The sequence below is a fragment of the Amycolatopsis sp. genome (assembly GCF_035546795.1).
GTDB lineage: Bacteria > Actinomycetota > Actinomycetes > Mycobacteriales > Pseudonocardiaceae > Amycolatopsis_E.
Genome location: NZ_DASZWC010000012.1, coordinates 211,555 through 224,751, shown reverse-complemented (window position 1 = coordinate 224,751; position 13,197 = coordinate 211,555). Strand labels below are relative to the sequence as shown.

At 70.7% G+C, this 13,197-nt stretch carries 12 protein-coding genes; 4 read left to right on the top strand and 8 right to left on the bottom strand.

Annotation, left to right across the window (positions count from 1 at the left end; genetic code table 11):
- Nucleotides 1–251: 251 nt before the first annotated feature.
- Nucleotides 252–1,082, top strand: coding sequence for a helix-turn-helix domain-containing protein (locus tag VHD82_RS09890; protein WP_325699960.1), 831 nt, complete (start codon nt 252–254; stop codon nt 1,080–1,082).
- Here VHD82_RS09890 and VHD82_RS09885 read toward each other — a convergent pair.
- The gene (locus VHD82_RS09885; RefSeq protein WP_325699957.1) at nt 1,042–1,926 is read right to left on the bottom strand and encodes an SDR family oxidoreductase; all 885 of its coding nucleotides are present in this window, start codon (nt 1,924–1,926) and stop codon (nt 1,042–1,044) included. The two genes, VHD82_RS09890 and VHD82_RS09885, sit on opposite strands and share 41 nt — an antisense overlap.
- 77 nt (nt 1,927–2,003) lie before the next feature.
- Between VHD82_RS09885 and VHD82_RS09880 the strand changes: the two genes are divergently transcribed.
- Nucleotides 2,004–2,567 carry a helix-turn-helix domain-containing protein gene (locus VHD82_RS09880; RefSeq protein ID WP_325699954.1) on the top strand — a complete coding sequence of 188 codons (564 nt, stop codon included), beginning with the start codon at nt 2,004–2,006 and terminating at the stop codon, nt 2,565–2,567.
- On the opposite strand, the gene VHD82_RS09875 is transcribed toward VHD82_RS09880, so the two are convergent.
- Nucleotides 2,544–5,696, bottom strand: coding sequence for a hypothetical protein (locus VHD82_RS09875; RefSeq protein ID WP_325699951.1), 3,153 nt, complete (start codon nt 5,694–5,696; stop codon nt 2,544–2,546). The genes VHD82_RS09880 and VHD82_RS09875 overlap by 24 nt on opposite strands.
- A 128-nt stretch (nt 5,697–5,824) precedes the next feature.
- Here VHD82_RS09875 and VHD82_RS09870 point away from each other — a divergent pair, with 128 nt between their 5' ends.
- A complete protein-coding gene (locus VHD82_RS09870) occupies nt 5,825–6,166 on the top strand; it encodes a hypothetical protein (protein ID WP_325699948.1) in 342 nt (113 codons plus the stop codon).
- Nucleotides 6,167–6,347: 181 nt separating this feature from the next.
- Here the strand turns inward: VHD82_RS09870 and rbfA are convergent, their stop codons facing one another.
- From rbfA to rimP, 6 genes are all read right to left on the bottom strand, one after another.
- Nucleotides 6,348–6,806: a 30S ribosome-binding factor RbfA gene (gene rbfA / locus VHD82_RS09865; RefSeq protein WP_325699945.1), complete on the bottom strand. Its 459-nt coding sequence runs from the start codon at nt 6,804–6,806 to the stop codon at nt 6,348–6,350.
- 16 nt (nt 6,807–6,822) lie between these two features.
- Nucleotides 6,823–7,116, bottom strand: coding sequence for a DUF503 domain-containing protein (locus VHD82_RS09860; protein WP_325699943.1), 294 nt, complete (start codon nt 7,114–7,116; stop codon nt 6,823–6,825).
- 78 nt (nt 7,117–7,194) lie between these two features.
- Nucleotides 7,195–10,143: a translation initiation factor IF-2 gene (gene infB / locus VHD82_RS09855; RefSeq protein WP_325699940.1), complete on the bottom strand. Its 2,949-nt coding sequence runs from the start codon at nt 10,141–10,143 to the stop codon at nt 7,195–7,197.
- Between the two features lie 93 nt (nt 10,144–10,236).
- On the bottom strand, nt 10,237–10,599 hold the full coding sequence (locus VHD82_RS09850) for a YlxR family protein (RefSeq protein ID WP_325699937.1): 363 nt from the start codon (nt 10,597–10,599) through the stop codon (nt 10,237–10,239).
- Nucleotides 10,600–10,622: 23 nt separating this feature from the next.
- Complete coding sequence (nusA, locus tag VHD82_RS09845) at nt 10,623–11,651, bottom strand: transcription termination factor NusA (RefSeq protein ID WP_325699933.1); 1,029 nt, start codon at nt 11,649–11,651, stop codon at nt 10,623–10,625.
- Nucleotides 11,648–12,163: a ribosome maturation factor RimP gene (gene rimP / locus VHD82_RS09840; RefSeq protein WP_325699930.1), complete on the bottom strand. Its 516-nt coding sequence runs from the start codon at nt 12,161–12,163 to the stop codon at nt 11,648–11,650. Before rimP ends, nusA begins: the two co-directional genes overlap by 4 nt.
- 108 nt (nt 12,164–12,271) lie before the next feature.
- Between rimP and VHD82_RS09835 the strand changes: the two genes are divergently transcribed.
- Nucleotides 12,272–13,180, top strand: coding sequence for a ferritin-like domain-containing protein (locus tag VHD82_RS09835; protein WP_325699927.1), 909 nt, complete (start codon nt 12,272–12,274; stop codon nt 13,178–13,180).
- Nucleotides 13,181–13,197 lie beyond the last annotated feature (17 nt).

Here is a 13,197-nt window from a genome sequence, read left to right as displayed (position 1 = left end):
CTGGACCAGAGGCGGTCGGCCGGGGCGGCTCGAAACCGCGCCGCGCGGCGACATCGGCGTTGAACACACGCTCGGCGTCGCTCTGGCGGATGAGGGCGCCGATGGTGAGCGCGCCGGCGTAAATCCCCTTGCCGGCCAGTTCGAGGTTGAGGCTGTACCCGCAGTTGCGCAGGCTCGCCTGCGAGCGGCGGCACGGGGTTCTTCGCCGAGGCCCGAAACCGTAGAGCAGCGCGCCGTCCCCGCGTGCGATCATGCCCGGAAGCAGCAGCCGAAAGGGGCGCGAGCACCATGCCCTCCAGTGCGGTGCGCATGCTGGCCACGTCGATGGCGGCCACCGGCCGGATCGCGGCCGCGCCGAGGAACCCGTTGATCACCGCCACCTCCACCCTGCCCAGTCCGGCGACAAGGTCCGCGTGCCGTTGATGCCGGCGAGGTCTGCGATGATTCCCTTGACCCGCAAGCCTTCCGCAGTCCGTTCGTCCACAACGGACTTGATGCGCCCGCCACTGCGGCAGACGAGCGCGACCTGGAACCCCTCCTCGCCGAAACGGCGTGCGGTGGCCAGGCCGGCCGCGCGCGAAGTGTTCGGCGAGGAGGGGCTCGACGCGCGGCTGGAGGAGATCGCCCGCAAAGCCGGGGTCGCCATCGGCACCCTGTACAACCGTTTCCCCAGCCGGACAGCGTTGATCGAGGACGTGTTGTCCTGCGCCATCGAGCAGTGGGCCGAGATCGGCGAGGAGGCGCTGAAGCTCGACGACTCGTGGACGGGCTTCACCCATGTCGTCGTGCGCACCTGCGAGATGCAGGCTCGGCGAAGTCTGCGCCACCACCTTCCCAGACGCGCCGCGGATCGAAAACGCGAAGAGCCACGTTTGGGCAGTGCTCGGCCGCATCGTCGAACGGGCCCACGACACCGGCGGCCTCCGTCCCGACTTCGCCCCGGAAGACCTGATCGTCGCGGTGGTTTCGGCCTCGCAGGCCGCCGGGTTGTTCCCGGACGAACGGCGCCACCTCGGTTTCCTGCTGGACGGCTGCCGGGGTTCAGGCCACGAAGTAGTGGCCCTTGTCCACGTCCTCGATGAGTCCGGCGTGGACCGGTTCCCAGCCGAGCGACTCCCGGGTCAGCGCACTCGACGAAGGCTGGTCGGCCGCGAAAAACGGCCCCAGAAAGCCGAAATCTTCGAGGGGCAGGCTGCCTGCCGGCAGGTTCAGGTGGCGCCCGATCACCTCCGCGATTTCGCGGACCGGCACGCCCTCGTCGCCGACCGCGTGCAGCACCGAGCCGGCCGGCGCCTGCTCGATCGCCAGCCGGAACAAGCGCGCGGCGTCCAGCACGTGCACGGCGGGCCAGCGGTTCGCGCCATCGCCGATGTAACCGGAAACGCCCTTCTCGCGGGCGACTCCGATCAGCCGGGGAATGAACCCGTGCCGTTCGCCCTCGCCGTGCACCGAGCGGGGCAACCGCACCAGGGACACCCGGACTCCGCGTTCGGCCAACGCCATCGCGGCCCTGGCGTTTTCGATCCGGGCCGCCACCGGGCCCCCGCCGACGGATTCGTCGCGCTCGGTGGACGCGCGCCCGGCCACCACGGGAGTCCCGGAAGCGATGGCGAAAGCCTTGCCGGAGCCCGCGAAGACCGCGCCGATCTCCGCGACGGCGCGCGCCTCGCTGCGTACCGACTTTTCGAACTCGGCCCAGTTGCCGTCGAACGCGAGATGAATGGCCGCGTCGGAGCCGGAAGCCCCGGCGCGCAAGGAATCCAGGGCATCGAGGTCGCCGCGGAGCACTTCGGCTCCCTTCGCGGCGATGGCGGCGGCCGAGGCGTCCGAACGGGCGAGCCCGAGCACCTGATGCCCCGCGCCGATGAGCTCCGAGACGACAGCTGAGCCGATCCAGCCGGACGCACCTGTGACGAACACTCGCATGAGAAACCTCCTGATGTCAGCGACTGCCATCAGTCTAGAGCACGATGTCAGTCGCTGTCATCAAGTAGGATTCGGATATGGGTCGTTGGGAGCCGGGCGCTCGCGGGAGGCTGGCGAAAGCCGCGCTCGAACTGTTCGCCGAACAGGGTTTCGAGGCGACCACCACGGCGGAGGTCGCCAAACTGGCGGGGCTCACCGAGCGCACGTTCTTCCGGCATTTCGCCGACAAGCGCGAGGCGCTGTTCTACGGCATGGAAGGCACCGGCGAACTACTCGTGCGCGCCATCGCCGACGCGCCGCCCACGGCAACGCCGATGGAAGCGGTGGACGCGGCGCTGCACACGGTCGGCGCGATCATCCAGGAGTACCCCGAACGCGCCCGGCTGCTCGATGCCGCCGTGTCCGCGCATCCGGAGCTGAAGGAACGCGAGCTGATCAAACTCGCGGAACTCGCCGCGACGATGGCCGGCGCACTACGCGATCGGGGCGTCGGCGAACCGGCCGCGAGCCTGACCGCCGACGCGGGAATGGCCGTGTACCGGGTCGCTTTCGCGCGCTGGACGAGCGAACCTGGCGAGCCGGATCTGCCCGGAATGCTGCGCGAGTCGATGGCGGAGTTACGGGGAATGCTCGCTGCCTGAACCGGCTCCCAGGACTTCATCGGCCAGGGCGAGCACGATCTCCGGCTCGAAGGCGGTCAGCAGTTCGGTCCAATGGCCTTCCCGCAAGGCATCAGCGAGGATCCGGCGCGCGTGGCGGGTTTCGCCGGCAGCGGCGACGACGGCCAGCGCCTCGACGCGCCGTTCCTTCTGGCCGATGGACCGGGCAAGCGTTTCGGCGCGAGCAATGTCGTTGCCCACCAACGCCTTGACGAGTGCCAGCGCCGCCCGTGCCCGGTATTCCGGGAAGACAAGGGAAGCGGAGAGCGCCTCGGCGCGTTCGAGGTCACCGGCGTTGGCCAAGGCTTCGACCAAGGCCAGCTCGGCTTCCGATAACGTGTGGGGGTCCCGGATCAGCCGGACGATCTCCCCGCCGCCGTCGATGTCGCCGGCTTCGGCCGCGGAGCGGACCACCATCTGCAACGCGACGTCACGGTCCTCCGGGTCCACAGTGGACCAGATGAGGGCCTTCGCGCCTTCGAGGTCACCGGCGTCGGCGATCTGTCTCACCCGCGCGATCTCATCGGGCGGTTTGTGGCGCGACACGGGCGTTTCGGCCCCGGCCGGCGCAGCCAGGATGGTGGCCTGGATGCCGGGGGCCGGGATACGGCGAGCCACCGCTTCGGCGCGGACGGCGTCCCCGGTGGCGGCAACCGCTCTGGCCAGCGCGACCAGATCCGGTGTCCGCCAGGAGGGCCCGGTCTCCGCCCGCGCAAGCGCTTCCGCTTCGGTGGCCAGGGCTTCGGCGCGAGCGATGCCGCCGGACCGGGCCACCTCACGCACCAGCCCGGCCAGCATCCGCGACCGGTGATACGGCTCCCCGACCGATCGGACGAGAGCCTCGGCCCTGGCCGGATCGCGGCCGGCGAACCGCACCAGCTTCTCGAGCAGTTGTGCCTGCGAGTTCGGTTCCCGGATGGAGCGGGCGACGGCTTCCGCTCGGTCCGGCTGACCGGCGGCGGTCAGCACCTCGATCAGGTCGCTGGCCCGCGCGAACTGGTCCAGTGATCGGGGCATTGCGCGAACCAGGGTTTCGAGCTCGGCCAGCAGAGCCCCGGGTTCGACCGCGGCGACCGCCGTCAGCGCCGAAATCCGGTCGCCCGACGTCTTGAGGGAGCGGGCGAGGTTTTCGGCTTCTTCGAGTTTCCCGGTGACGGCCATCGCCTCAGCCGCCTTGGCGAGCGCCCAGTCACGGCGAGGCGAATCCACTGACGTGGCAAGGGTTTCGACCTCGGCCGCGAGAGCCGCGGCGTCGGCACCGGCACGAACCCGGGCCTTGACGCAGCTGGTCAGCGCCTTGACCCGCTCGTACGGATCGTCCATGGAGCGCGCGAACTTCTCAGCGGCCACCAGGTCCCCGGTCTTCACTGCCGCTTCCACCAACGTCGCCGGCGAACTGGCGGACTTCGCGACCTCGACCGCGAGCGCGCTCACTCGTGCGGCGTCACCGGCGTTCGCCAGCGCCAGGACGAGCCCGGCCAGTACCTCCGGATCGCCGCCGGCACGGGCGAGTTGTTCGGCGCGGTCCGGCTCGCCCGCGGCCACCAGCCAGTCGATCGACCGCGTCGTCACCAGCCTGGCGACCGTTCGTGACTGCTCTGTCGGGTGGGTCGTGTCCTTGACCAGGCAAATGGCCCGGTCGAGATCCCCGGTTTCCGCGATGATGTCGGCGAGGCCGAGCAACGCGTCGTTCCGGTGATACGAGTTGGTCATCGATCGGGCCAGGACTTCGGCGTAGCTCAGGTGACCGAGGTGCGCCCAGGCCAGCGCCACTTCCGCCGGGATCCGCTCGTCCCGGTCCGCGAGGTTGTCCCGCTGGATCGCGAGCCGCAGCAAGGTGAACAGGTCCGGCTCGGCAGCGGGGGTGAGCAGATCCTGGGCGGCGGTGACCTCGGCCTGCGCGGTGGCCAGGTCCGGCATCCGGTCGTGACGGGCACGATCCAGCGCGCAGCGCACCAGGCGCTCGGTGTCCGAAGTGTCCTGCAGCAGCCGGTAATAGCCGCGCAACAGGTATTCCGGTGTCCCGGGCGGCCAGCCCCGGTCGCGGTAGCCGTCGGCCCAGTCGTGCAGGCGGCGGCGGTACCCGGCCAACCGGTTTTCCCCCAGCATCCGGGTTGCTTCCTGCTGCAATTGCTGGTGTCCCAGCAAATACACGGGCGGGTCGGACCGCAGCCCCCAGTCCGGGGCGCGCCGGAGGAACGTCCGGCCGGAGACCGTGTGCAGATGTTCTTCGATCTCCCACGGCGAGTGACCGGTCAGCTCGGCCAGGTCCGGGGCACTGAGCCCACCACCCGCTGCCGCGAGCAGTCCCACCAGGTCCTGTTCGGCGGGGCTTCCCCACAGCAGGTGTTTCAGCTCGCGTTGCGCGTCCTTCCGCACGACCTCGGCATGTCGTGAACGGGACAGTTCGCGCACGATTTCCGGGTCCCGCAACGGATGTCTTTCGGGCACATCGGGCGGGATCGGCGGATCCGGGCGGCCGGACACGATCACGCGCAGCCGCGGTCGTTCCGGGAGCAGCGCCGCGATGCTGTAACTGTACGGGCCCGCGACGACTCCCCTGTCCTCGTCGAGGCCGTCGACCACCAGCACCAGCCGCTCGCCGCGTCGCTCACAAGCGACCGCGGCCCGCTCCAGCATTTCACGCAGGTGGGCGTCGCCGGTGGCTTCGCTCAGCCCCTCAGGCAGGGGTTCCTCCAGCACCTCCGCCAGTTGCTCGAGTACGACGTCGGCGAAGGCCACTTTGTCGCTCTGGTTGGACAGGGCCGCGGTGATGAAGAACGACACCATGCGGACCCCGGCGGGCGGGTGCAGCACGAACCAGGACAGCAGCGCGGATTTGCCGAACCACGCCGGCGCGCGCCACCACAGGTATCCCGGCCCCGGCCGCCGGCACCACTCGACCAGCTCGGCGAGCTCCTGGTCGCGGTCGCGCAGCTCCGCGGGCGCGATGCGCCGGACCTGGTGCAGGTACGCCGAGCGCGCCACCGGCCAGTCGTGAATGTGGACACCGCCGTCGATGTTCCCGGCCTGCACCACCGAACCCGCGGCCGAACCGGAGAACTCGTTGTGGCAGGCCGACGCGTCCTCGGGTCGCGGGCCGGCTGCCATACCCCGGATGATCCCACACCGGGGCCGGTCTCCAGACCGTTCCTCGGTGACCGGAAGCTGTCAGCGCGCCCCGTGGCCGTCCCGCACGGAGATCATGAATGGAGCGAACCCGTTGGGAGGACAGAGAAATGGAAACGTGGGCGTGGCTCTGGACCGAGTTGGACACCCGGACGCACAGCGCACGGGAAGTGCTCGGCTCGCACACACCGCACTTCTCCGGCGGCAGCGCCCGGGATCATCTCGTGGAGCGCCTGCGGTTCGCGGCGGAGACCGAGCCACGCTACCGCGCGGTCGCGGAGCTGATCGCGAACGCCAACCCACCCTTGGCCGCGGCGATGGGGAACGAGGTGTTCTGCGTGGCGAAGGTCGATCACGACCGGAATCCCTTGTCGCACGGAGGTTTCGCACGGAAGCAGGATGCCGCCGTCGGGTGGGCGATCAAGGGGAGGCGGCGGCCCCGGATCTGGTGACTTCCGGTACGGCTCGGGCGTTCAGTGGCTCGGCGGTGGTTGCGTTTGGACAGCAACGGACGCGCGTGGAGGGCGCTGGGTGGCCCGGAGGGTGGTTGCCGTCGCGTTGCCCGGCGGCGGTTTCCGTTGCGGTGTAAGGGAACGAGGGGTGCGGCTCGCCCTAGTCCTCGTCCTGCTCGCCCTAGTCCTCGTCCTGCTCGTCCTCGTCTTCGCGGGGGGCGCGGTACGGGTCGGGGTCACCGGCGTGCTGGGCGCCGGCCGAGAGGCGCGCCACTTCGGCGTCGGCCTCGCGGGCCTTGGCCAGCAGCTCCTCGATCTGCTGCGCGGTCTCCGGCACCTTGTCGGCGACGAAGGCGAGCGTCGGCGTGAACCGGACGCCCGTGCCCTGCCCCACCTTGCTCCGCAGCACGCCCCGCGCCGATTCGAGCGCGGCGGCGGCACCGGCGAAGTCCGGGGCGGCATCCAGGTTCTCCCCCAGGACCGTGTAATACACGGTGGCATCGTGCAGATCCGCGGTCACCTTCGTGTCGGTGATCGTCACGTAGTCCAACCGCGGGTCCTTGATCTCGTGCTCGATGGCCGAGGCCACGATCTGCGAGATCCGCTTGGACAGCTTCCGTGCGCGAGCCGGATCGGCCATCACGCATCCCTACTTTCTAGTCTTCCGGTCCGAACAGCCTGCGGCGCGCGGACAACAGCTCGATCTCCGGCCTGCCGGCGACCAGACGTTCGCACTCGTCAAGGACATCACGAACATGGTCGCCGTCGGCGGCCACCACCGCGACTCCGATCAGTGTCCGGCGATGCAGTTCCCGATGCCCGGCCTCCGCGACCGACACCTCGAACCGCTTGCGCAGATCGGCGACCAGCGGCCGGACCACCGAACGTTTCTGTTTGAGCGAACGCACGTCACCCAGCAACAGGTCGAACTCGCATGTGCCTACGAACAATGGTTCCACCACTCGGGGGGCCAGGGGGCGCCGACCGGGGCCGGTCCGTTTCGGACCGGCCCCGGAATCAGCTACGCGTCACGCACGCGGCTTTTCGCGCTGCTCGTAGGTCTCGATGACGTCGCCGACCTTGATGTCGCTGTAAGACCCGAGGGTCAGACCGCACTCGTAGCCGTCGCGCACCTCGACCACATCGTCCTTGAACCGCCGCAGCGAGGACACCGGCAGGTTCTCCGCGACAACCACGTTGTCGCGAAGCAGCCGGGCCCTGGCGTTACGCCGGATCTCGCCCGAAGTGACCAGACAGCCGGCGATGGTGCCGATCTTCGAGGACTTGAAGACCTCGCGGACATCGGCCTTGCCGAGCTCGACCTCTTCGTACTCCGGCTTGAGCATGCCCTTCAGAGCCTGCTCGATCTCCTCGATCGCCTGGTAGATCACCGTGTAGTACCGGACGTCGACGCCTTCGCGGGTGGCCCGCTCGGTCGCCTTGCCCTGCGCCCGCACGTTGAACCCGAGCACGATCGCGTCGGACGCGGTCGCCAGGTCGATGTCGGACTCGGTGACGCCACCGACGCCGCGGTGCACCACGTTCAGCTCGACCTCGTCGCCGACGTCCAGCTGCAGCAGTGCCGCCTCGAGCGCCTCGACGGTACCCGAGTTGTCACCCTTGATGATCAGGTTGAGGGTCGAGGTCTCCTTCAGCGCGGAGTCCAGATCCTCCAGGCTGACCCGCTTCCGCCGCGCCGCGTTCATGGCGTTGCGGATCCGGGCCTGCCGCCGCTCGGCGATCTGCCGGGCGACCCGGTCCTCCTCGACGACGAGGAACGTGTCACCGGCGCCTGGCACCGAGGTGAACCCGATGACCTGCACCGGACGCGAGGGCAGTGCCTCGGTGACATCCTCGTTGTACTCGTCGACCATCCGCCGCACACGCCCGTAGGCGTCCCCGGCGACGACCGAGTCGCCGACCCGCAGCGTGCCGCGCTGGACCAGCACGGTGGCCACGGGACCGCGGCCGCGGTCCAGGTGCGCTTCGATCGCGACGCCCTGCGCCTCCATGTCGGGGTTGGCCCGCAGGTCCAGCGCCGCGTCGGCGGTCAGCAGGATCGCTTCGAGCAGCCCCGAGATGTTGATGTTCTCCCGCGCGGAGATGTCGACGAACATCGTGTCGCCGCCGTACTCCTCGGCCACCAGCCCGTATTCGGTGAGCTGCTGGCGGATCTTCTGCGGGTTCGCACCTTCCTTGTCGATCTTGTTGACCGCGACCACGATCGGCGTCTTCGCCGCCTGGGCGTGGTTCACGGCCTCCACGGTCTGCGGCATGACGCCGTCGTCGGCGGCGACCACGAGCACCGCGATGTCCGAGGAGCTCGCACCACGCGCACGCATGGCGGTGAACGACTCGTGACCCGGGGTGTCGATGAAGGTGATGAGCCGCGGGTTGCCCTCGAGCTCGGTCTCCACCTGGTAGGCACCGATGTGCTGGGTGATGCCGCCGGCCTCGCCCTCGCGCACCTTCGTCTTCCGGATGGTGTCCAGCAGACGCGTCTTACCGTGGTCGACGTGACCCATGACGGTCACGACGGGCGGCCGGACCTGCAGGTCCTCCTCGTCACCGGCGTTCTCGCCGTAGGTGATGTCGAAGTCCTCCAGCAGCTCGCGGTCCTCCTCCTCGGGGGAGACCACCTGCACCTGGTAGTTCATCTCCGAGCCGAGCAGCTCGAGGATCTCGTCGGACACCGACTGGGTGGCCGTCACCATCTCACCGAGGTGGAACAGCACCTGCACCAGCGAAGCCGGGTTCGCGTCGATCTTCTCCGCGAAGTCCGTCAGCGAGGCGCCGCGCGGGAGCCGGATGGTCTCGCCGCTGCCCTTGGGCAACCGCACGCCACCGACACTCGGCGCCTGCATGTTGTCCATGTACTCCTGGCGCTTCTGCCGCTTCGACTTGCGGCCCTTGCGCGAGGGACCACCGGGACGCCCGAAGGCACCGGCCGTACCACCGCGGCCACCGCCGCCACGCGGGCCACCGCCACCGCGGAAACCGCCGCCACCGGCGGGCGCGCCACCGGGACCGCCGCGGAAACCACCGCCGCCGCCACCGCCACCGGGGCCGCCGCGGAAACCACCGCCGCCACCGCCACCGGGACGACCGCCGCCACCACCGGGACCGCCACGGCCCGCACCGGGACCGCCACGAGCTCCACCGCCGGGGCCACCACGGCCACCACCGGGCGCCGGCCGCTGCGTGCGGCCGGGCATCATGCCCGGGTTCGGCCGCGGGGGCATGTTGCCCGGGCTCGGCCTGTTGCCGCCGCCACCGGGACGCGGGGCCTGAGCCGGCCTGTCGCCACCGGAACGCTCGCCACCCGGACGGTCGCCGCCGGGACGCGGGCCACGGTCACCACCGGGGCCGGGACGCGGCCCCGCCGGACGCGGCGCGGGCGAGCCCGAGCCGACACCGAACGGGTTGTTGCCGACCCGCGGGGTGCGCGGACCGGGCTTGGGGCCACCGGGCTTGGGACCCTGCGGCTTGGGGGGAACCACCGAACCGCCGCCGGACTGGGCGGGGCCGGGGCGCGGCCCCTGCTGCGGCGCCTTGGGCTCGGCCTTCGCGGCGGGCACCTCGGGCCGGGATTCCGGCTTCGGCTGCTGCGCCGGCTTCGGCTGTTCCTGCTGGGGCTGCTCCTGCTGCTGTGCCGGAGCCGGACGCGGCCCCGGCCGCGGACCGGGCACCACGCTGGGGCGCGGGCGGTCCTGAGTGGACTCCTGGGACCTGGGGGCCGCCGGGGCGCCCCCGTTGCCGTTGGCGGCGGGGCCGGGGACCGGCTTGCGGCCACCCTGCTTGCCACCGGGCTTTCCACCGGCGGTGAACGCGTCCCGCAGCCGCCGGGCAACAGGTGCCTCGACGGTGGAGGACGCCGACTTCACGAACTCGCCCTGCTCCTTGAGCTTGGCGAGAACTTCCTTGCTTGTGACACCGAGCTCTTTCGCGAGCTCGTGCACACGGGCCTTGCCTGCCACTGCTCTCCTCAACTGGGGAGGCCAGCCAGGCGGTAAAGACCCGCTGACCTCGTCCTATCGTCGCGCGTTCATGGCTTCAGCTTCACGGCTGACTCATGACGGGTCGACCTGCTTCCTTCGTTCCGGTCGGGTGGGGGAGCTTCCCCCGCCCACAGTTCCTTCGGCGCGCGGCTGGAGAAACCGCCGCACGGCCCCGGCGTCGAGTGTTCCCGGGACCCGTAACGCCCGGGGGAACGCCCGCCGCCGCTCGGCCTTGGTCAGGCACTCCGGCTCGGGATGCAGCCAAGCACCCCGGCCCGGCAGCCGCCGACGCTCGTCGACGACCACGTGCCTGTCCTCCGCGACCACTCGCAACAACTCACCGACCGAAGCCCGTTTCCGGCATCCGACGCACGTCCGGACCGGTGCCTGCCGTTCCTTGGCGCGCGTGTCACCCGGACACGACCTTCGAACCATGTTCGAGTTTAGCTCGTGGCCTGTCACTCAGCCGAACCGGTTGTTGCGGCGCGCGGTGTGGCCTCCGACTCGTCCTCCTCGGCGGCGTCGCTGCGGATGTCGATCCGCCAGCCGGTGAGCCGGGCGGCGAGGCGGGCGTTCTGCCCTTCCTTGCCGATCGCCAGCGAAAGCTGGAAGTCCGGCACCACGACCCTGGCGGTCTTCGCACGCTCGTCCACCACGCGTACGGAAACAACCTTGGCCGGGGACAGCGCATTCCCGACGAAGCGAGCCGGATCCTCGGAGTAGTCGATGATGTCGATCTTCTCCCCGGCCAGTTCGCTCATCACGTTGCGCACCCGGGCACCGACCGGGCCGATGCAGGCGCCCTTGGCGTTGACCCCGGGCACGGTGGACCGCACCGCGATCTTGGACCGGTGCCCCGGCTCGCGCGCGACCGCGGCGATTTCGACCGTGCCGTCGGCGATCTCGGGTACCTCGAGCGCGAACAGCTTGCGCACGAGGTTCGGATGCGAACGGGACAGCGTGACCGACGGGCCGCGGCTGCCGCGGGACACCGTCACCACGTAGGCCTTGATCCGGCTGCCGTGCGTGTAGGACTCGCCGGCCACCTGTTCGGCCGAGGGCAGCACGCCCTCGATGTCGCCGATCTGCACCACGACCATGCCGCGGGCGTTGGCGCGCGCGTCACGCTGGATGACCCCGGCGACGATTTCGCCCTCCTTGGCGGAGAACTCGCCGTAGGTCTTCTCGTGCTCGGCGTCGCGCAGCCGCTGCAGGATGACCTGGCGCGCGGTGGTGGCGGCGATCCGGCCGAAGCCCTCGGGGGTGTCGTCCCACTCCTCGTCGACCTCGCCGTCCTCGCCGAGGGTGTGCGCGAGCACGCGCACATACCCGGTCTTGCGGTCGATGTCGATCCTGGCGTGTGGCTGGTGGCCCTCGGTGTGCTTGTAGGCGGTCAGCAGTGCCGACTCGATGGCCTCGATGACCGTGTCGAAGGGAATGTCCTTGTCACGCTCGATCGCGCGCAGTGCGGCGATGTCGACGTTCACTTCGGCTCCTCCGTCCCGGCCGCGTCCTCTTCCAGCAGCTTGAGGTCCTCCGTCGGCGGTTGCTTGAACTCGATTTCGATCACGGCTCTGGCGACGTCGCGATAGCGGACCGCGCGGATCTGCCCGTCCACGAGCACCCGCGCCGACTCCTCGCCGGCGTGCCCGACGCGGCCGACGAACCCCGCGCCCTCGCGCGGGCTGATCTTCACCAGCCGGTACTTCGCCCGCCGCCAGTGCCGCGGGCCGGTCAGCGGCCGGTCCACCCCCGGCGAGGTGACCTCCAGCGTGTAGGCCCCGGCGATGAGGTGTTCGTGCTTGTCGAGCGCGGCCGACACGGCACGGCTGGCCTCGGCGATCTCGTCGAGGCCGACCCCGTCGTCGGCGTCCACGACGACCTTCACCAGCTTGCGCCGCCCGGCCTGGCCGACGTCGAGCGCGTCGAGGTCGAAACCCGCGCCGGCGACGGCCTCGGCCACGATCGGCTCGAGCTTGCCGGCGAGTTCTCCTGGCACCTTGGCGCTCTCCTGTTTTGTTCCGCGATGGTCAGTAGTGGACAAGCTTATCTTGCTTGCCCCCGTCACCGCCCGTGGTCACTGCCCCGCCTGGCAGGATGGCGTTCCGTGAGCTTCCGTACCCGTCGTGACGTCCTGCGGATGAGCGCGCTGGCGGCACTCGCCGTCCCGCTCGCCGCCTGCCAGACCGGCTACTCCGACGAGCCCGATCCGCTCGCGTCCCCTGCCGAACAGGCCCGCGCCGACGCGGCAGCGGCGAACCAGGTGGGCGGGGATCTGGCGAGCCAGGTGGCCGCCGCCCGGACCACGCACGCGCAGACGCTGCAGGCCGAAGTGGACAGGCTGAACCGGCCCAAATCGGCGGCGCAGGTGGTGACCCCGGCGGCTTCCGGGGTTTCCGGGTTGAAGGAGCGGCTCGCCACGGCGCGCGAGCAGGCCGAGAAGCTGGTGCCCTCCTTGCCGCGATACCGGGCGGGGCTCGTCGCCGCGGTGGCGGCCGGGTGCGCGGGATTGCAGCAGCTCGACGACAAGCTCGGGCCGGGCACCGACCCGGGGACGGTGACGGCGTCGGCCACGACGATCCCGGGCGAAGCGGTGGGGCCGCTGCAAAAGGCGCTGGACGCCGAGCACGCGGCGGTGTGGGTGTACGCGCTCGTGAGCGCCTTCGTGACGAGCAACTACACGGCGAGCGTCAGCGACGGCGCCAACGAGCACCGCAACCGCCGCGACGCGTGCGTACGCATGCTGGACGCCGCCGGCGTGACGCCCGACGGAGCGGAGCCCGCGTACATCACGCCGAAGCCGGTGACGGACTCGACGTCGGCGAAGAGCGTGGTGGCGAGCGCGGAAGCTGACGCGGCCGCGGCGTGGCGCGGCGTGCTGGAAGGCACGGACGACGAGAACCTGCGGAAGGTGGCGCTCGTCGCCCTGCTCGGCTCGGCCCGCCGGGGCACCCGCTGGCGCGTCGCGGCCGGCGAATCGCCTGCGGCGGTGGCATTGCCGGGCGCCGCCGCCTGAGATTCGCGGCGGTGCCG

Excerpts from the sequence above, each read along its gene's own strand:
- VHD82_RS09890 (WP_325699960.1), top strand. The coding sequence starts at position 252 with ATGCCCGGAAGCAGCAGCCGAAAGGGGCGCGAGCACCATGCCCTCCAG.
- VHD82_RS09885 (WP_325699957.1), bottom strand. The coding sequence starts at position 1,926 with ATGCGAGTGTTCGTCACAGGTGCGTCCGGCTGGATCGGCTCAGCTGTC.
- VHD82_RS09880 (WP_325699954.1), top strand. The coding sequence starts at position 2,004 with ATGGGTCGTTGGGAGCCGGGCGCTCGCGGGAGGCTGGCGAAAGCCGCG.
- VHD82_RS09875 (WP_325699951.1), bottom strand. The coding sequence starts at position 5,696 with ATGGCAGCCGGCCCGCGACCCGAGGACGCGTCGGCCTGCCACAACGAG.
- VHD82_RS09870 (WP_325699948.1), top strand. The coding sequence starts at position 5,825 with ATGGAAACGTGGGCGTGGCTCTGGACCGAGTTGGACACCCGGACGCAC.
- rbfA (WP_325699945.1), bottom strand. The coding sequence starts at position 6,806 with ATGGCCGATCCGGCTCGCGCACGGAAGCTGTCCAAGCGGATCTCGCAG.
- VHD82_RS09850 (WP_325699937.1), bottom strand. The coding sequence starts at position 10,599 with ATGGTTCGAAGGTCGTGTCCGGGTGACACGCGCGCCAAGGAACGGCAG.